This window comes from Bacteroides sp. Marseille-P8574 (assembly GCF_902825465.1).
Taxonomy (GTDB): Bacteria; Bacteroidota; Bacteroidia; order Bacteroidales; family Bacteroidaceae; genus Bacteroides; species Bacteroides uniformis.
The window spans coordinates 890,705-909,737 of record NZ_CADEBE010000001.1 but is presented as its reverse complement, the minus strand read 5'-3'; the positions used below and the strand labels follow the sequence as shown (position 1 = coordinate 909,737).

Genomic DNA, 19,033 nt, shown 5'->3' with positions numbered 1-19,033 from the left:
TTAGGGATTAACGTCTAATCCTTAATCCCTAATCCTTAATTTCCCTCCTTAATAAAGTATCAACCCTGCTATTCCACAGGCTACAATCATTCCTATCGGGTTCAGTTTATATTTTTTGGTGCCTACAAATGCCACGAGGAAAATGAGGCAGCTGATGACGAAGGAATATGTGTCTTCTTTGGGAGAACTGAAGTTTTCCGAATTCATCAATACCAGCGCGGCTGAGGCCAGCAGACCGACCACTGCCGGGCGGAGCCCGCTGAATACCGCTTCCACGGAAGGATGTTTCTGGTATTTCAGAAAGAATTTGCTGATGGTCAGCATCAGTAGGAAAGAGGGGAGCACTACGGCAAAAGTGGCGGTAATAGATCCCCATACACTACCGGTGACAGTAAAACCTACATAGGTTGCCGAATTGATACCTATCGGACCGGGTGTCATTTGGCTGATTGCCACGATATCAGTAAACTCTTGAGGGGAAAGCCAGCCATAACGGGTGACTACTTCGCCTTGTATCATAGACAGCATGGCATATCCGCCGCCAAAGCCGAAAAGGCCGATTTTAAAGAATGTATAGAATAGCTGTAAGAAAATCATGGTTAGTGATTAATGGTTAGTGATTAATGATTAGTGTTATTGCACCTTTCATTTTTTAATTCTTTCATTTTTAATTCTTCGATGTTTCCGACGTCCGAAGGCATATCCCCCTGCACCTGCTGCAATGATAATCCAGATGGGGGAGAAGTCCAGCAGCCAGATGAGCAGTGCTGAAACCACCGGTATCCATATATTGTATCGGTTTATCCGGGCCGATTTGGCCATGCTGAATGTAGGGGCGGCAATCAATGCAACCACTGCCGGGCGGATGCCTTTGAATATACGTTCCACAATGGTGTTGTTCTTGAAGTTGTGAAAGAACAACGCTATGGCGAGGATGATGAGAAACGAAGGAAGTATGGTTCCCAATGCAGTGATTATGCTCCCTCGTATTCCCCGTAGCCGGTACCCTATAAAAATGGATATATTGACGGCAAGAATGCCCGGAGCGGACTGTGATATAGCAAGCAGGTCAATGAAATCTTCTTTGGCTATCCAGTTTCGTTTGGTTACGATTTCGTTTTCTATCAGTGGTACCATGGCATAACCGCCGCCGATGGTAAAGGCTCCTATCTTAAAGAATATGGAGAATGCTTCAAGATATATATTCATATTCAAAATGTTGTAATTTACTTTAAATTCTTATCAATTTGATGGATTAATTTGAAAGACAAACGCTTATGGAAGTTCTGAAAAGTCTAAGGTAACGATTTGGAGATTGTGCTAATTTCAGTACTTTACAGTCTCATACTTATGAACAACTTTTATAGGACAAAGATACTATTTTTTTTGAATAAGAGAATAATTTCACAGGAAAAATAGAAATTTTATGGGGAAGTGTTCTGATAGCATGTCGTTGTAGATTGTAGGGAGGGGATGTAAAACGGCAGGCACATAGAATTTCCGATATTCAGAAAGCCGTATTCCCAAAATAGAGATTATTTTTGAAAGAATCACATAATCCGCTAAGAATAAAAGTTTATGCGGATCATCAAAAAACGAGGTAACGAGTTGGCAACCGTTCTGGTTTCTACATACTTGCATCAATTGCGTTGATGTGCAACTCACTTTATGTAAAGGTACGATTTTTTACGGAACATGCAAAACACCTTTGATTTTTCTTTTTTAGCAACCGTCAAAAACAATCTTTCGGTTTCATATCCCGGTCACAAAGGCGGTACAGTCTCTTTATGAAAAGTAAACAAAGGTCAGGCAGGATTGAAACAGACTGTTACGAGAACAGTCAGAAAAGGATTGCATACAGGAATTACAGTCTGATACCGGGCAGGGGACGACTTTGTGCCAAAGTCCAAAAAGAGGTTCTTTTTCCAGACGGCAAACTCCCTCACCTCTAAAAAACAGTCTGTGGCTGGCGCACGCAAACGTCCAGCCTTTATGCGGACAGTCTTAATGCCCGCAGCCTGTACAAGTGCGTAAAAAACAGGTAAATGGAATCTTCATCCGCTTCCCCGCGCCTTGCCGACACTCCTATATTCCCGTTCCAACACCTGCTCGATCTCGCTCCTCTTGTACAAGACCTTGCCACCAAGTACATAGTAAGGCAGCGTGCCGTTGCTCCGATACTCGCCCAATGTCCTGCGGCTGACTTTCAGCATACACGCCACCTCACTGTCGCACAGGTACACGTCTTCTTTTGGCGGAACCGCGCCATCTCCGAAAATGCCGTCAATCATCGCCGACAGCCGGTCGATACGCTCGTGGATGGACTGCATCCACGCATCGTCTTTCGTTTTCAATTCATTAAACATTATATAGATTAATTTGTTATATGACTCATTTTGTGACTGATTCTGAAGTTGTGTAATCCACAAGCAATAAGAATCACCATATCTTCGAAACCGAATTTATGGCATCTGAATCGTTCTTTGACAATACGGCATTTTTTCATACCACCTATGGCATGCTCCACTTTAATCCTAACTCCGGAAATCCGCTTGTTCTCTTGTTTTTCAACACAAGTAAGCTCTTTCCCTTTAGGTTTCTTTTTGGGCATGCATATTTCAACTCCATCCGGTTTGTGTCCGATGAAACCTGTATCCTGCCAGAGCCTAATACCTTTGGGAAGTAGAAGAGGTTCTTCATCACAAATCTTTTTGTCATGGACATGACCTTTGTATGTGGAGCTCAACCATACAATCCGAAGATTGTTAGTACATAACAGGTTATTCTTTATGCTATGAGTTTTTTTTACCACTATAGCATGCAGACTGCCAGTCTTCATCCAAAGGACGCTGAATAGGTCGCTCGGTTCCGTCCAACAAGACTTCTTCGCACCCTTGAAGAATGTGTATCAGACGTTTGGAGTTACGGTCAGGCAATTCACCAAGCGTTTTCAATGTACGCCGGAGAATCTCAGAAAGAAGGTGAATCCATCTATTGGCCTGGGGCTGGGTCATCTCAAACTGAATAGCATGGAGTTCCTGAAGGGGATTGGTCTTCAGATATACCAATATGAAGAACATTTTGTCCTGAATCAGAGACAACACTGTTGTAAGATATACGTTGGCGCACTTTACCTTCCAAGGTAAAATGGCTGTAATATTCATCCCAATGGTACTTGAAAGTTATTAGCAAAGCGTCAAACTCAGCAGGAGTTAATCCTGTCGCAGCAAGCACTTGGCTATGACGGTGGCGAATCTTGTCGTAATACATCAATTGAACTTTTTAGATCACAAAGATAAATCAAAGAACGCTTTAATCAATTATTCGATATAAACTCTATTATACATACTGCTCATTTGTCTTTTGTTGATACTTCAGTTCAATTCCTTCAAATGGTGTGCCCCCTGTAGCGTGCATCCTTGCGTCTGTCCTCCACTTTCGTGACGATACGCTCCACGTCTTCCGGCAGGTAATAGGTACGGTTGCCTATCTTGGTATAGGCGAGCGTGCCGTTATCCCGCAAGGTCTGCAAGGTGCGCTTGCTGATTTTCAGCTTCAGGCAGACATCCTGGTGGTCGAGCCAGCCAGCCGTCCTCTTCACGCCTTTCAAATCCAGATGGGGATTCCCTCCACCCTATGTATGAACCGTTCGATTTTCATGGCAAATTCCTCGAACGCCTTCCTTTCAAAACATACGGTTTCCATAACAATCCGATTTTATGTTGATACTTCAAATTCATACCATCCGGAGAAACGGTCACTCGTGGTGCCGGTATAACAGCGCATGGAAGAATTTAATCTGAAAACTGACCGTGCAGATGTTATTGTTCCCGCCGCTGAGATATTTCTGATAATTGCAGGTATTGTCAAAGCTGAGTATATCCATGTTCCGGTCATTGGCTTAGCAGATGGTATTATTGACAATTTGTATGCCATATACCTGAAAACGGAATAAAAGGAATTGTGCATAGCTGTTTTAACTAGGGGATATTCAGTAAATCCTATAAAATTAGCCAACTAATTCATACTAAAAGTATTGCGAATTAGTTGGCTTTTTGTATCTTTAGGTATTTCCCCTAAAATTTTGAAGAACGATTGACAAATGCTTCAGCGGAGTCGTTCAATGCTAAAATCAAAGCTCTTCGAAGCCAGTTTAGAGGGGTGGCTGATCTGAAATTCTTCATGTTCAGACTGGCTAGGCTATACGCTTAAAGGAAAGCTTGCCAACCGGAAAAATCCGCTGCCCCTGGAAAAAGCAGCATAGCCAAAAGAAAATATAGCAGAACTGTAAAATATAAAAGAGTTTGTGCCAACGTTTTGACACAAACTTAGCAGATTACTATTCAGCTGATACCTATTCTGAAAGATGTAAACAACTTGTTTCTTAGATAGCCTTATAAATATTCTACTACTTATTACAGTTCATTTAGAAATGTTATTCTCACTTTTATTCCTCCGCTTTTTCACTTGCTCCACTGCTTCAGATATGATTCCCTTGTTTTCAAAACGCTGCGTGTAATTGGTGTAATCCGGGTGAATACGTTCGTAAGTTGGGTCAGTGAATAAGGGACTCGTAATAATGTGGTCCGCAGTCGAACGGTTACAGCAGAAAACAATATTTTCAACTCCAGCCAGTCTGGTCAATGCTTTCACATCCGTATCATGCGGCTGTAGTGTCATCGGATCTGTAAAAAAGAACAGATAGTCTATTTCTCCTTCTACGATCCGCGAACCAATTTGCTGGTCACCTCCTAAAGGACCAGATTTCAGGATTGTGATATCCCATTTGATTTCAGGATGTTTTTCTTCAAGGGCTTTTTTAATTAGTGTACCGGTTGTACCCGTACAATAGAATTTATGTCCTATCAGACGTTCCGAGTTCCAGAGAACCCACTCTATCATGTCTTTTTTCATTGCATCGTGTGCAACAAGTCCAATTCTACGAACAATTGTTTCCATAAAGCTAAATTATTTTATTTTTATATGATAATTATAATAACAAAAAAACTAATTCTATTGAAGGCCGGAGGATGACCGGATAAATCTGAGCAATTCTTTGTTTGCCTGGCTATCCATGACGGTTTCCCGTTTTTCTTCAAAAAGATTGAGTGTTGTGGAGCATTCCCCACAGATGTCAATGCCTACTACCTGTTCTTTCTGAAGAATAACAGCCAGCAGTTTCTCCAATTCCCATAAGCTGAGAGAACCTTGATCCCAGTTTGTTGCTGCCGAAGCCGGATTCAAGACATCCTTGTCTATGGAAATGTAAACCGGTCCGTTGATATGTCCGGAAGAAAAGTTCTGCCAACCCTCTTCGTGCATGAGCGTAGTTTCACTGTAAAACCGAACTTGTCTTTCATATCCTTTCGGCACAGCCTGTATCAGTTTGTCTGAAGAACCTACGATAATTACTTTCTTGCAGTTGTTGTTATGGTCCAATATATCCTTTACCCAACTTCCGCAAGAAAGTATGTTGTCAAACAACGGTGGCTGCATATCGGGATGGTGGTCGAACACAATCAGCGAAAACGGAGTTTCAAGTTTGTCTGTCCAGAATTTAGTCAAATAATGATAATTGCCTGAATCAATGAAATGGACTCCCTCCGCCGGATAATCAGCAATCATCCCCTTCAAAGCCAAAGCCCCCTCCCTGTCACAGTAGCCATCTGTACCATAAAGATGACGACAATCCAGCCATATAAATTTATTGTTCCGGGCAAACGCCTCGTAGTCATACACTCCCGTGAAGTTCATGATGATGATCGGCCATGCTATCCGTTTATCTGTTTTTTGATTTTGCCCGCTCATACGTTGTTTTTGCATATCCTTTTACTGTTCATTAAAACCATCGTACATAACAGAAATCTTGTCGGTGAGGTAACAAAGCATTCTTGGGATACATACGGAAGGCCTGCTTGAAGCTTCCAGCGTTGAAAATGCCGGATGTCGCCTTAAAGGTATATAAATTCCCATTCTTGGAAACCGGCAAAAGGGGAATAACCTCATATATGTGATCCTGACCGTCTTCACGCCTGATAATGACCGATTCTATTCCGATTGCGTCATCCAGGCCTTTCTCATCAACGACAACCGTCACCTCATATTCCTTTCCGGCTTCAACCGTGGCATTCAGCCCATTCCCTGCCTCTATGGATTTGATTTCTATGGCATCCCATCTGCTTCGGACGTTTGCTTTCCAGTCAGCCATCATTTTCGCCTTCGCAAAGTTGTCGGCTGCCAGAATGTGGAAATGCTCTGACAGTTTGTTATAGAACCTGTCATAGTAGTCGTCCAACTGTCTTTTCATGGTAAAATGGGGAGCGATTTGTGCGATTGAGTTCTTGATATACTTGACCCAGTCTTCCGAATAGTTCTTCCCCCCATGCTCGTAATACAGTGGCAGGATGTCATGCTCCAACAAATAATAGATGGCTTCGGCATCCAGCTGGTTTTGGTACTGTTCATTCTGATAAGTCCTTTTATCAGTCAGTGCCCATCCAGCATCCTTACGGTATCCTTCATACCACCAACCGTCCAGCACGGAGAAATTAAGCACACCGTTCATCAATGCCTTCTCGCCCGACGTACCCGAAGCTTCTGCCAACCGCGTAGGGGTGTTCATCCAAATATCCACCCCCGAGATAAGATGGCGTGCCAGGTCCATGTCGTAATTCTCCAAGAATATGATTTTACCTAAAAATTCCGGACGCCGGGATATTTCCACGATTTGCTTGATCAGCCCCTGCCCGGCACCGTCATTGGGATGGGCTTTGCCTGCAAAGATGAACTGTACCGGATATTTCGGATTATTCACAATCCTGGCAAGTCGGTCTATATCCGTGAACAGAAGATGAGCCCTCTTATATGTAGCAAAACGGCGTCCGAAGCCTATTAGAAGAGCATCGGGATTGAATCTCTCAAAAATGGAAACGCTCAATGCCGGATCAATCTGACTCCTGAGCCAGTCCTTGCTGCATTTGCTTTTGATATAGTCCAGCAATTTTGCTTTCTGTTTTAACCGGGTATTCCATATCTCTTCATCCGGGATGCCATAGACGGCCTCCCAGATTTTCTGATTGGACTGGTCGCAGAAAAAATTCTCATCAAAATTGTCCTTGAAAAGCTTTTTCCATTCTGCCGCACACCAGGTAGGCAGATGTACCCCGTTGGTTACATAACCCACATGGTTCTCTTCCGGGAAGTATCCCTTCCAGATCGGCGCAAACATTTGCTGGGATACCGATTTATGCAACTTGCTGACACCGTTTACCTCCTGGCAGGTCTTGCAGGCGAAGACAGACATGCAGAAACGTTCCTCCTTGTCTCCCGGATTGTGACGCCCGAGATCCATCAGGTTATCCCAGGTTATACCCAACTTGCCAGGATATCCCTTCATATATTTATTGAAAAGCCCTTCGTCAAAATAATCATGACCAGCGGGTACGGGAGTATGTACGGTATAAAGTGAGGAAGCACGTACCAGCTCCATGGCCTGCCCGAAATTCAAGCCGCCATTTATGTAATCACAAAGCCGCTGGATATTGATCAGTGCGGCATGCCCCTCATTACAGTGATATACATCTTTCGTTATACCTAAAGCTCTCAGCGTTATCATCCCGCCTATGCCAAGCAGTATTTCCTGTTTTAGCCGATTCTCCCAGTCGCCTCCATACAGATGGTGAGTGATAGGGCGGTCAAACTCGCTGTTGAGTTCATTGTCCGTATCCAGCAGATAAAGGGGAATACGCCCCACACTGGCTTTCCAGACATTGGCATGTACCACAAAACTGTCGGCATAGGGGACGTGGATTACCAGTTGTTTCCCATCCGGTTGCATTACCTTTTCAATCGGGAGCTGCCCGAAATTCTGCGCTTTATAATTGACTGTCTGCTGGCCGTCCATGGAAAGCGACTGGTCAAAATAACCGTAACGGTACAAAAGTCCTATGGCACAAAGGTCCACATTGCTGTCCGACGCCTCTTTCAGGTAATCCCCCGCCAACATTCCCAAACCGCCGGAATATATCTTAAGGACTTCATCCAAGCCGTATTCCATGCTGAAATAAGCTATTGACGGGCGCTGGTGATCCGGTTCCACATCTACGTATTTTTTGAAGGCGGAATAGACGGCATCCATTTTATAGACAAAGTTCTCATCATGTGCCAGCGCTACAAGCTTCTCATAATTTATCCGCTCCAGAAACAATACCGGATTCTGTTCCACCTCTTTCCAAAGTTCCGAATCCAAATCACAATACAGTTTCTTTGCGTCATCATTCCATGTCCACCAGAGATTATGTGCGATTTCTGCAAGTTTTCGCAGTTCTGCAGGAAGATGTGAACCTACTGTAATCTCCCTCCACTGAGGGGTATTTACATTATAACTTGAATATTCCATGACATTTTAATTAAATAAGTCCTAATCTTTATTCAGTCCTTTTATTATTTTTCGTTTACCGACAATCCATACCGTATCATTCTCCTTGAAAATTGTATCAGGGTCTGGATTCATAATATTCACGGTACTCCTCTCTATTCCGATAATGATGCTATCCGATATGTCTGCCTCCCGGATCGTCTTTCCGATCAATGGTGAACCTCCTTCGACAGGAAATTGCCCTATTTCCATCTCATCCTGCGAGGATGTTCCGTTCCCGTTCCTTTCTACCTTCTTTTGCTCCATGGATGTCCGGAAGCTTTCCAACTGTCGGTCCGTACCTACGACCGTAACCTTGTCATATGGATAGAGATGTTCTTCCCCTTGTGGTATATCTAGGCGTTTTTCTCCACGGGTGATTGAAATCACATTTATCTGAAACAAGGTGCGCAAGCTGCTTTCTTTTAATGTTCTGCCCACATATATGGAATCAGGGGATACTGTGAAATCCGCCAAATGTAATTCCTTGAACGGGATATTGCTGCCAAAGGTGGAGCCTGTATCACTTTCTGTAGAAAGTCCATTCCCGTCCGTCCCCTGAAAGTTTGCCATAAATTGTCTCTCTATAGTCAGCGACCGTTTCTTGATCCGCTTGGAAAAATAAATGACGGCAATGATAATGGAAGAGACTACCAACCCGGCTCCCAAGGCAACATTGAAAAGATGGGTAATGATACTCATCATGATAATCGTGCAGATCAGTATTTTGACAAGTACTATTGATACCAAAGGCCCTCTGTTGAACTTGTTGTCCGTCCAGAGTTTACGGAACTCGGTTGAATTGTTCCTTTTCATGATGATGGCCCATAGAAACGGGGATATGACAAGAAAGATGATGATGAAGCCCAACAAGTTCCCTTCCATTCCCGGCAGACTTTTCCTAATCAAAGGATGCACATAGGAAAAATATAAAGTGATGAAAAAAACGCATACGACCAGATAGAGTGTGACAGACACCAGCATAGACCGGATCAGTTTATGCCAAGTACCCTGGTGTTTTACAGTCATTGCCCCGGACGTATAGTGTACGAGATAATCTTTCAGGGATTCAGGCATGTGGATGTCTATAAACCGGTATGCTGGTTCCGAAAGCCGTATCATATAGGGGGTAAGAAAAGTCGTTATGACAGATACTGCCACTATGACCGGATAGAGATACTTGTCCGTAACATTCAGACTGACGCCTAAAGATGCGATGATGAATGCGAATTCACCGACCTGTGTCAGTGAAAAGCCGGACTGTATGGCAATTTTCAACGGCTGGCCGGAAAGCAAGACACCAAAGCTCCCGAACAGTACCTGACCGGACAGTACCAGCAATGTCAGGATGAGAATAGGGACGGCATATTCCCACATCATGGCAGGATCGATCATCATTCCTACCGACACGAAAAATATGGAAGCGAACAGGTCTTTTACCGGCTGTACGATATGTACGATTTTTTCCGCTTCAACGGTCTCTGCCAGCAGGGACCCCATGACAAAGGCTCCCAATGCGGCAGAAAATCCCGCTTTTGTCGCAATCATCACCATTCCCAGGCAAAGTCCCAGAGAGGTTATCAATAAAATCTCGTTGCTGGTGAAACGGCGTATCTTCTTCAGCAGGGTAGGTATCAGATAGATACCCAATGCCGACCAGAAAATCAGGAAAGCGGCCAGCTTCAATATACTTTCCAGCATCTCCTTCCCTTCAAAATGTTTGCCTACCGCCAACGTGGAAAGAACAACCATCATCACTACAGCCACCAGATCTTCGATAACAAGAATCCCCAAGACAATGCCAGTGAATTTCTGTTGGAGAAGTCCCATGTCATTGAAGGCCTTGAATACGATGGCCGTGGACGACATGGACAACATTCCACCCAGAAAAATACTGCTCATGTGGGAGAACCCCATTGCATTCCCCGCTGTATAACCTATGAACATCATGCCACATACAATAGTGACAGTGGCAACGATAGCCGTAATGCCCACATTTATCAATTTCTTGAACGAAAAGTCCAGTCCCATCGCGAACAGCAGAAAAATGACACCGATGTCCGCCCATATTTTGATATTGGCAGGATCGGAAACAGTCGGGACCAGAGAAACGGAAGGACCCGCCATAATACCGGCTACAATGTAGCCCAATATGACCGGTTGCTTCAGCCACTTGAAAATGACGGTTACAATACCGGCAATAATCAGAATTATGGCAAGATCCGATATTAAAGGAGCAACTTCTGACATATTAACGGTTATTTTAGATCGATAATTCGTTAAGGACCCGGATCAGGCTTTTGTCAATAGGCTTGTCCTTTTTGATTGCCTGGACAAAAGGAACATAAACAATCTCGTTGTTCCGTATGCCTATCATAACATTTCGCTGGCCTTCCATTAAGGCCTGGATTGCGGCTTCACCCAGCCGGCTTGCCAGTATACGGTCATTGGCACTCGGAGCACCACCCCGTTGCAGATGGCCCAGGATAGAAACCCTGACATCATACCCGGGATATTCCTTCTTTACCCGGTCGGCGTAATATATGGCACCTCCATTCTTGTTTTCAGGACTTTCGGTCACAATTACGATGCTGCTGTTTTTCGTCTTTCTGAATCCGCGCCCGATGAATGTTTCCAACTGGTCCACGTCCGTCCTGTCCTCCGGGATGATGGCCGCTTCAGCACCGGAAGCTATTGCGCTGTTTTGTGCCAGGAAGCCCGCATCACGCCCCATCACTTCGACAAAGAAGATACGGTCATGGGAGGTTGCCGTGTCCCTGATTTTATCCACGCATTCCACAATGGTGTTCAATGCCGTATCATATCCTATGGTAAAATCGGTACCATATAGGTCATTGTCAATGGTGCCGGGCAATCCTATGCACGTCACATCATACTCCTCCGCAAAGATACGGGCTCCCGTCAGGGAACCGTCTCCACCGATAATTATCAAAGCATTGATGTTCTCTTTCTGTATGACCTTATAAGCTTTCTTGCGTCCTTCGGGAGTGGTGAAAGTCTCGGAGCGAGCTGTTTTCAGTATGGTGCCTCCCCTCTGGATAATGCTACTTACATCTTCCGTCGTGAGTTCTTTCACTTCACCGGCAATCAGCCCCTCGTAACCTCTATAAATTCCTTTCACTTTAAATCCGTTAAAAATGGCGGCGCGGGTCACGGCACGGATAGCCGCGTTCATTCCTGAAGCATCCCCTCCGGAAGTCAGAATTCCAATATACTTGTTATCCATAATTTGTTTTTTATATTTTAATTAATCAGGCAAAATTAGAAAGCAACTGTTTTAGCCTTTTTCTGCTATAAAAGATACGGCTTTTTATCGTACTCAGTGACACTCCTATCTTTGCGGCTATTTCCCGATATTTGACTCCGGTACAACATAAAAACGACATAATGTGCTTTAGGCAATGTTTTAAGGGCTTCCCTTATCTCTTTTGCATCATGCCCGTTATCCACGAAAATGAAAGAGTCGTCCCTTAACAGGAAATGATATTCAGGTTCTGATAATACATATAAATTCCCTCGTATTTTCTTTGTCCGGCAATTATTGATAAATGCATTGCGCATGATGGTATACATCCAGCCTTTAAAATTCGTACCGGAATCAAACTTATCCTTATTATCCAACGTCCTCAACATTGTTTCCTGCAACAAGTTTTCTGCTTCATCCTTGTCAGCAGTCAGTTTATATGCAAAACAATGCAGTTCATTCTGAAGGGCTACCAGCGCTTTATCGAAATCAAATCCTCTCATTATATTTATTTTGGAATTCAAATATCCGGGTGAAGGCATTCCCTGATAATAAGAAATGCCTTCTGTAGAGTCTCATCAAGATATCTTATTTGACATCAATAGTTTTGGTGGTTTCCTGAACCTTCTTATCTACGACTTTGGGAATATCGATAAACAGGACCCCGTGTTCCACTTTGGCCGAAATTTTATCTTTTTCCACATTATCCGGCAGCAGGATACTCTGCTGGAATCGGGAATAGGAGAATTCACGGCGCAAGTATTTTCCGTCTTTCTTCTCCTCCTTTTTCTCGTCCTTTTTTTCCATGCAGATTACCAGATTGTTGCTTTCATCCACACTTACCTTAAAATCATTCTTGGTCATTCCCGGAGCTGCCAGTTCTACCTTGTAGTCCTTTTCATTCTCAATCACATTGATGGCTGGAGCCGTAGCGTTTGCTCTTGCCATCCATTCATTGTCAAAGAAATCGTTAAAAATACTCGGTAACCAATTCTGGTTTGTTTTTACAGGTACCATTTTTACCTCCTCTTTAAATTTAAAAGTTAATAATTAAAACTTAAAAAAAAGCATCTGCTTGATAGACAGATTTTTATTTTTTAGCCATCCCTTGTTTGGCCACAGCTTCTGCCCGTTTCCGTATCTCTTCCGGGTTTCCAAGGTAGTAGTCCTTGACAAGAACCAGCCTGTCGTCAAATTCAAAGACATAAGGAACTGCCGTAGGCAGGTTCAGGTTGGAAATATCCGTATCGGAAATTCCTTTGAGATGCTTGATGATTCCGCGCAGGCTGTTACCATGGGCGACTACCAGCAGGCTGTCCTTATACATCAATGCGGGAAAGATGATGCATTTCCAGTAAGGCATGACACGCCCAATAGTATCTTTCAGGGATTCCGTACGGGGAAGTTCGCTATCTGGTACACCGGCATAGCGGATATCCATGCCCGGATTACGGGGATCATCTTTGCCTACCGGAGCGGGAGCCACGTCATAGCTTCTTCGCCAGATGTGTACTTGTTCTTCACCATATTGGACCGCTGTTTCACTCTTATTCAGTCCCTGAAGCATGCCGTAATGCTTCTCGTTCAGCCGCCAGGTCTTTTCAACCGGAATCCAGTCTTTATCCAGCCGGTCCAAGACACAGTTCAACGTTTTTACGGCACGTTTCAAGTAAGAAGTGTAAGCTGCCTCAAAAGAAAATCCAGCCTCCCGTAATGCATCGCCTGCCTTGCAGGCTTCTTCAACTCCTTTCTCGCTTAAATCCACGTCCGTCCATCCAGTAAAACGGTTTTCTTTGTTCCATAGACTTTCGCCATGACGTAATAACACTATTCTTTTCATGGATACTTCTTCTTTATGCAATGGTTATTGAAGAATCCAGATATACGTCCTGAATGGTGTTCAGAAGTTGAATTCCGTCTTTCATCGGTTTCTGGAAAGCCTTACGACCGCTGATCAGCCCCATACCACCTGCACGCTTATTTACTACTGCCGTTACGACAGCATCATGCAGGTCGGATTCCCCATGGGATTCACCGCCCGAGTTAATCAATCCGACACGTCCCATATAGCCATTCGCCACCTGATAACGGCAAAGGTCTATCGGATGGTCAGTGGTCAGTTCCGAATACATACACTCGTTTGTCTTTCCGAATCCGATAGCCTTGAAACCGCCGTTATTGGATGGAAGCTTCTGCTTCACGATATCGGCTTTAATGGTAACCCCGATATGGTTGGCTTGTCCTGTCAAGTCGGCAGCGGCATGATAGTCGGTACCATCCTTTTTGAAGCTGCTGTTTCTCAAATAGCACCACAGAATAGTAGCCATTCCCAGTTCGTGGGCATATTCAAAAGCCTGTGACACTTCCACTATCTGGCGGCGGCTTTGTTCCGAACCGAAATAAATGGTAGCACCGACAGCTACGGCTCCCATGTTCCATGCCTCTTTCACCGTACCGAACATTACCTGGTCGTAGCTGTTCGGATAAGTCAGCAACTCATTATGGTTCAGCTTGACGATAAAAGGTATCTTGTGTGCATATTTGCGTGCCACGGCGCCCAACACACCGAATGTGGATGCCACGGCATTACACCCTCCTTCAATGGCCAGCTTTATGATGTTTTCGGGATCGAAATAAAGCGGATTGGGGGCGAAAGACGCTCCTGCAGAATGTTCTATGCCCTGGTCTACAGGCAGAATGGATACATAGCCCGTATTGGCCAGACGTCCATGTCCGTATAAAGCCTGCAAACTTTCCAATGTACGGATATTCCTGTCGGAATTCATCCATACCTTATCTATCATATCCGGTCCCGGAATATGGATAAGTTGTTTGTCTATCGTCTTACATGTATGGTTCAGGTAGTACTCAGCCTTTCCTCCCAATAAATCTACTATTTTCATTTTATTTATTTTTATTGATTATTCTGGTTTATGACTCCCGTTCACCCAGTTTTGCATCCATAAAAAGGATAGCACAGTCTCCGGCTTTCCTCAGATGACTAACAATATTGAGTACATTCGCTTCATCTTCTACTTGCTCACGAACAAATTGCCACAAGAAGTCCTGAGTGGCATTGTCTTTCTCTTCGGATGCTACCTGTACCAACTCATCAATCAGTTTGGAAACATGTTTTTCATGCTCCAAAGCATGCTCGAATACTTCAACAGGGTTACCCCAACCTTGTGGAACCACATCGACCTTGTCTACTTTCGGGGTTGCCTCACGCTTAATCATGTACCCGGCAATGGCATATGCATGCCCGGTCTCTTCTGCAGACTGTTTCTGCATCCAGCGAGCCATTCCGGAAAAGCCCTCTCTTTCCAGATAAAAAGACATTGATAAATACAGGTTGGCAGACCATAATTCTGCTGTGATTTGCTCATTCAGAGCATTTTGCAATTTTTCAGTCATGATGAATCAAACTTTTAATGTTAATAATAAATCCAAATTATCTCTCTTCTTTAAGAACAAGCATGGGCTTGTTTCAAGATTTCAATTAATACCGGACGTATCCCGCTGATAAAACATTCCACGGCGATCACCATTAGAATAAGTCCCATCAGTCTCATCATCACATTGTTTCCCGTCTCTCCCAAGATTTTTAAAAGCTGGGTGGACGCGCACAGAATAAAGAAGGAAAGAATGCAGACCAAAGCGATTACGCCAAGCAATACTATTTTGAAAGTATATTCCGAAGCATCTTCCATCAATGTTATTCCACTGGAAATCGCTCCCGGACCGCATAACATCGGAATGGCAAGAGGTGTGATGGTTATATCTTTGGAATATTCTTTTCGTTCAGTTTCATTCAGTTTCACATGGGTAAAATGTGCCTGCAACATATCATATCCGATTTTAAAGATGATGATACCTCCCACAATCCGGAATCCGTTTGTTGAGATGCCGAAAAAATGAAACAGAAACCTGCCCGATAATGTAAAAAGGACTAATATGATAAATGCAATGGTACATGCTTTCAAGGCGATATATCTGCGTTCTTTCGTATCCATTCCATTAGTCATTTGCAGGAATACCGGCATCACTCCAAGAGGGTCCATCAAGGTGAATAGCGAAGTGAAACACAATGTTAAATATACAAATATATCCATGATGACATATAGTTTATTATCGATTATTATATCGCAAAAAACATACCAGATAGCATTCTGCAATATTAAATTTTGCATAACATCAATCTTAAATCCATACCGTCAAAAATAAGGTAGTTTCCGTTCGTTTTCCTTGGCGAGGATACGTAACAATTCCATAAATGCCGTACTTACATATATACGGTCTGCATACAGCCCGCTGATGAAAGAATGGAAGGACATGCTTACATTCCAGCATAATATGAGAAATGTGTTTACCTGACGTGATATGTACTGCTCATGTTCAAGCAATTCATTCAAGGCATTCAATGGCGTTGTCCATTCATGTGTATCCCGTTTCATTTCATTGATTACAACACATCCTCCATCATGGCATATCCGATTCATCATCTGATAAACCTTGTTCATATTGTCCTGTGCTTGGGAGTTCAGCCAGGAGCTAAGTATTGGAAGCCGTTCATCTTCAAAATAAACCTGCAATGACAGGTATAAACCGGTTGACCATATTTCTGTATTGATCAACTCATTCATGGCGTTTTCTATTCGTTTATCCATTATCACTCTGAATATTGAAAATCCATTACTAATATCATGTGTTATTCTCAGTATATAAAAATTCCATTCGATTGTGGGTAACCCATAAAACGGAATTCTTAAACGAGGCTTAAATAATAGGATAACTTATCGGCGTAGACAAATTGTCATAAAAAATAGCACTATGATGTCTTTTTGTCTTGCCTCCCTTGCAGAATATCCAATAAGACATCCAGTTCTCTTTCTATTCCTTCAATCTTATCGGAAATACAGTCCAAAGTATTATGGTGCAGACTAGCTTTACACTCCTGCAACTCTCTTGACAGAGAAAGTATCTGTAACCAAAGTTCTTCCTCTATGTGATAGGGGGAGTTACTATTATCTAGTACCATAGCAGGAGAAGGCAGAAAAGTGCTTTGGCATGTAATTTGTATGATAATGAACGGTATGTTCCGAAAGAGACAGGAATGGAAATGAAAGGATAGAATATTCCACAAAAGACAGTAACAAACAAAGGGGGAAAGTCGTTGGAGACAGTTGTCTCGCTTTTAAAACAAGTTGCTTTCATAATGTTTATTATAAGCCAACCCTGTTCCCTGGAGTTGTGTTTATATAAAGTTAAGCGTGGGAACTTTGGTATTACCGTTCAGAAGTATCCCCATACTCAACAACATATAATACACAAAGCCCCACGCCTATATATAACAAAAATCCATATAGATAGAACGTGGAGCGTCCAATGTATTATCCAATTGTTGTTTCGAAATTGGGGATTTCCTGAACTTGGATAATGCCTTAACGCTTTACTATAAATCTTCTATTTTCAAAAGAGCTGAATTCAACTTGCAAATGCAACTGAATTCTGGTTAATAATTTGTTTAAATTTTTCATTTGGTGTGAGGTATCCAAGTCTTTTACGAGGTCGATTATTGAGGATATTTTCTATCCTTTTAATCTGCTTATTGGTTATCTCACTAAAGTCCGTACCCTTTGGAATGTATTGCCTAATTAGTCCGTTAGTATTCTCATTAGCACCTCTCTCCCAAGAATGATATGGCTTACAAAAGTAGAAATCTAGTTCTAACTTTTGTGCTATTTCCTCGTGTTTTGCAAATTCTTTTCCATTATCAGCCGTAATAGTATAAATTAAGTTCTTTACTTTTCGTAGAGCCCAAGCGGTTACTTTAGCTACTGGGATGGCTTCTTTCCCTTGTAGTTTTCGTATCCAAACCCTACCTGTTAGTCTATCATTAATGGTAAGAATTGCACCCTTGTGATTCTTACCTATTATTGTATCTATCTCTAAATCTCCAAATCTCTCTTTGTTATCAACCACATTTGGACGCTCATCAATATCTACTCTGTTAGGGATAAATCCACGTCCTGCGTTCTTTGAGCCACGTTTAGCATACTTACGTCCCTGCCGCCTTAGATACTTGTGTAACGTGCCACCTTTTCGCTTCTCCTCCCATATCCAGCGATAAATAGTTTCGTGAGAGACCATTGGCTTATCCTCATTCTTGCTCCTACCTGCAATCTGTTCAGGGCTAAAACCTCTTTTTAAGAGCTTCTTAACCCTACGCTGCATCTGTAAGGTAAATAGCTCTTTACGTCTCTTATCTGCCTTGCGTTTATCTGCTTTGCGCTGTGCTAAATCCATAATATACTTACCACTACGCATATCACAATTACGCCTTAACTCTCGGCTTACAGTACTTTTATCTACTTCGATAGTCTTTGCTATCTCTATTTGTGTATAACCTATTTGCAACATCGCAAAAATGGTATATCTTTGTTCTACGGTTAAATGTTTCATATCTGCAACTAAATCTTTGGACGGACACAGGCGAAGATAGTAATATTTATCCATTCAGCAAAGCGAAGGAGAGTAACTCTCTCTTTCCTCTCTGAAAAAATATTGTATCTATTCCTATGCAACAATCATAAATTAAAAGTTGCATTTACAAGTTGAACTCAAGAGACTAATACAAATGTAATAAAAGAAATGAATTCTTTGAAAGGAAATATCTCTTTTTTTTAAGGGGTGGCTTAATTTTTCTTTATTTAAAGTCTTAGAATTACTGCCCACCAAAGCCCGTCACGAATGTTTTGAAATCCTCAAGCTGTACATTAAGCTCTATATAGTATAGCAGAATAGCAGAAAAACAGACCATGATACCGCAGGTATATAGGTCATAACCCACTCTTCCGTAAGTATCTTATCTATTTGACAATAATAAAAATGTAAAGGAGGATAATGACATGGACAATATTCGTATCCCAATACATATAGGTTAACATATAAGGGAGAATGGTCACGGAGTCCACAAACCATAGAATGAAAAAATATATTTCCATCGTGTACGGTTTATGTCTCTATCCGGATATTTGACCGGTGCCGCAAATGCGCAATGCATACTCCACAAAAAAACACCAGGGAGGAAAAATAAGTCATACTGAATAACGCCTGTCTGTAATGGGCCATGGATACAAATGAACTACAGATAATAGCTGCAATAGATATAACGATACAAGCACAAAATAATGTACGAACGTGTCCATCAGTTGCATTTGGATGAAACAGTACCACTTTATGCAATGTTTGGTTAGATTGAGTCTGAACATAGGACCTTAAAAATTAGACGGATATAAATTTACTAAAAATCTGTGGAAAAGAGGAATAGAAAGGCGGAAATGTTTTTAAAA

The 19,033-nt window shown here is 42.6% G+C and carries 19 protein-coding genes and 4 pseudogenes; 2 read left to right on the top strand and 21 right to left on the bottom strand.

The genetic code is table 11. The features are described 5' to 3' along the window. Nucleotides 1-48 precede the first annotated feature (48 nt). The 6 genes and pseudogenes from HUX74_RS03945 to HUX74_RS03920 form a co-directional block, all read right to left on the bottom strand. Nucleotides 49-597 (bottom strand): chromate transporter, encoded by a 549-nt coding sequence (locus tag HUX74_RS03945; RefSeq protein ID WP_117601452.1) that lies wholly within the window; start codon nucleotides 595-597, stop codon nucleotides 49-51. 48 nt (nucleotides 598-645) lie between these two features. Next, nucleotides 646-1,209 carry a chromate transporter gene (locus tag HUX74_RS03940; RefSeq protein WP_117601453.1) on the bottom strand — a complete coding sequence of 188 codons (564 nt, stop codon included), beginning with the start codon at nucleotides 1,207-1,209 and terminating at the stop codon, nucleotides 646-648. An 845-nt stretch (nucleotides 1,210-2,054) separates the two neighbouring features. After that, entirely contained in the window at nucleotides 2,055-2,366 is a 312-nt protein-coding gene (locus HUX74_RS03935; protein ID WP_004295270.1) for a helix-turn-helix domain-containing protein, read from the bottom strand. 8 nt (nucleotides 2,367-2,374) lie between these two features. After that, a complete protein-coding gene (locus HUX74_RS21000) occupies nucleotides 2,375-2,839 on the bottom strand; it encodes an IS5 family transposase (protein WP_005650024.1) in 465 nt (154 codons plus the stop codon). Beyond that, on the bottom strand, nucleotides 2,793-3,164 hold the full coding sequence (locus HUX74_RS03925) for a transposase family protein (RefSeq protein ID WP_005641938.1): 372 nt from the start codon (nucleotides 3,162-3,164) through the stop codon (nucleotides 2,793-2,795). The genes HUX74_RS21000 and HUX74_RS03925 overlap by 47 nt, the downstream gene beginning before the upstream one ends. Before the next feature lie 224 nt (nucleotides 3,165-3,388). Next, nucleotides 3,389-3,705, bottom strand: a pseudogene (locus HUX74_RS03920) (helix-turn-helix domain-containing protein). A 73-nt stretch (nucleotides 3,706-3,778) separates the two neighbouring features. Here HUX74_RS03920 and HUX74_RS03915 point away from each other — a divergent pair. Beyond that, nucleotides 3,779-3,955: pseudogene (locus HUX74_RS03915) on the top strand (Ppx/GppA family phosphatase); the annotation flags it as partial. Nucleotides 3,956-4,083: 128 nt separating this feature from the next. Then, nucleotides 4,084-4,212 (top strand): annotated as a pseudogene (locus HUX74_RS03910) (transposase); the annotation flags it as partial. A gap of 210 nt (nucleotides 4,213-4,422) precedes the next feature. Here HUX74_RS03910 and HUX74_RS03905 read toward each other — a convergent pair. The 15 genes and pseudogenes from HUX74_RS03905 to HUX74_RS03845 form a co-directional block, all read right to left on the bottom strand. Continuing rightward, nucleotides 4,423-4,959: a methylglyoxal synthase gene (locus HUX74_RS03905; RefSeq protein WP_004295275.1), complete on the bottom strand. Its 537-nt coding sequence runs from the start codon at nucleotides 4,957-4,959 to the stop codon at nucleotides 4,423-4,425. A 54-nt stretch (nucleotides 4,960-5,013) separates the two neighbouring features. Continuing rightward, nucleotides 5,014-5,823 carry an arginase family protein gene (locus tag HUX74_RS03900; protein ID WP_004295276.1) on the bottom strand — a complete coding sequence of 270 codons (810 nt, stop codon included), beginning with the start codon at nucleotides 5,821-5,823 and terminating at the stop codon, nucleotides 5,014-5,016. Between the two features lie 16 nt (nucleotides 5,824-5,839). Then, nucleotides 5,840-8,398, bottom strand: a complete 2,559-nt coding sequence (gene glgP, locus HUX74_RS03895; RefSeq protein ID WP_004295277.1) for an alpha-glucan family phosphorylase — start codon at nucleotides 8,396-8,398, stop codon at nucleotides 5,840-5,842. Between the two features lie 21 nt (nucleotides 8,399-8,419). Continuing rightward, nucleotides 8,420-10,666, bottom strand: coding sequence for a cation:proton antiporter (locus HUX74_RS03890; protein WP_005835662.1), 2,247 nt, complete (start codon nucleotides 10,664-10,666; stop codon nucleotides 8,420-8,422). A gap of 13 nt (nucleotides 10,667-10,679) precedes the next feature. Further along, a complete protein-coding gene (gene pfkA / locus HUX74_RS03885; RefSeq protein WP_004295279.1) occupies nucleotides 10,680-11,663 on the bottom strand; it encodes a 6-phosphofructokinase in 984 nt (327 codons plus the stop codon). 25 nt (nucleotides 11,664-11,688) lie between these two features. Next, nucleotides 11,689-11,763 (bottom strand): annotated as a pseudogene (locus tag HUX74_RS20650) (RNA polymerase sigma factor); the annotation flags it as partial. After that, nucleotides 11,729-12,184: an RNA polymerase sigma factor gene (locus HUX74_RS03880; protein ID WP_005641942.1), complete on the bottom strand. Its 456-nt coding sequence runs from the start codon at nucleotides 12,182-12,184 to the stop codon at nucleotides 11,729-11,731. The gene HUX74_RS03880 and the pseudogene HUX74_RS20650, both read right to left, overlap by 35 nt. An 85-nt stretch (nucleotides 12,185-12,269) precedes the next feature. After that, nucleotides 12,270-12,698, bottom strand: coding sequence for an Hsp20/alpha crystallin family protein (locus HUX74_RS03875; RefSeq protein WP_004295281.1), 429 nt, complete (start codon nucleotides 12,696-12,698; stop codon nucleotides 12,270-12,272). A gap of 73 nt (nucleotides 12,699-12,771) precedes the next feature. Beyond that, the gene (gene gpmA, locus HUX74_RS03870; protein WP_004295282.1) at nucleotides 12,772-13,521 is read right to left on the bottom strand and encodes a 2,3-diphosphoglycerate-dependent phosphoglycerate mutase; all 750 of its coding nucleotides are present in this window, start codon (nucleotides 13,519-13,521) and stop codon (nucleotides 12,772-12,774) included. A gap of 13 nt (nucleotides 13,522-13,534) precedes the next feature. Next, the gene (locus HUX74_RS03865; RefSeq protein ID WP_004295283.1) at nucleotides 13,535-14,584 is read right to left on the bottom strand and encodes a class I fructose-bisphosphate aldolase; all 1,050 of its coding nucleotides are present in this window, start codon (nucleotides 14,582-14,584) and stop codon (nucleotides 13,535-13,537) included. Between the two features lie 28 nt (nucleotides 14,585-14,612). Then, nucleotides 14,613-15,095: a ferritin gene (locus HUX74_RS03860; protein WP_004295284.1), complete on the bottom strand. Its 483-nt coding sequence runs from the start codon at nucleotides 15,093-15,095 to the stop codon at nucleotides 14,613-14,615. Nucleotides 15,096-15,145: 50 nt separating this feature from the next. Further along, on the bottom strand, nucleotides 15,146-15,793 hold the full coding sequence (locus HUX74_RS03855; protein WP_174646239.1) for a MarC family protein: 648 nt from the start codon (nucleotides 15,791-15,793) through the stop codon (nucleotides 15,146-15,148). A gap of 102 nt (nucleotides 15,794-15,895) precedes the next feature. Beyond that, nucleotides 15,896-16,348, bottom strand: coding sequence for a ferritin-like domain-containing protein (locus HUX74_RS03850; protein ID WP_005641945.1), 453 nt, complete (start codon nucleotides 16,346-16,348; stop codon nucleotides 15,896-15,898). 161 nt (nucleotides 16,349-16,509) lie between these two features. Continuing rightward, nucleotides 16,510-16,719, bottom strand: a complete 210-nt coding sequence (locus tag HUX74_RS20995; RefSeq protein ID WP_004295287.1) for a hypothetical protein — start codon at nucleotides 16,717-16,719, stop codon at nucleotides 16,510-16,512. A 446-nt stretch (nucleotides 16,720-17,165) separates the two neighbouring features. Next, on the bottom strand, nucleotides 17,166-18,143 hold the full coding sequence (locus HUX74_RS03845) for an IS30 family transposase (RefSeq protein WP_117681738.1): 978 nt from the start codon (nucleotides 18,141-18,143) through the stop codon (nucleotides 17,166-17,168). Nucleotides 18,144-19,033: the final 890 nt, after the last annotated feature.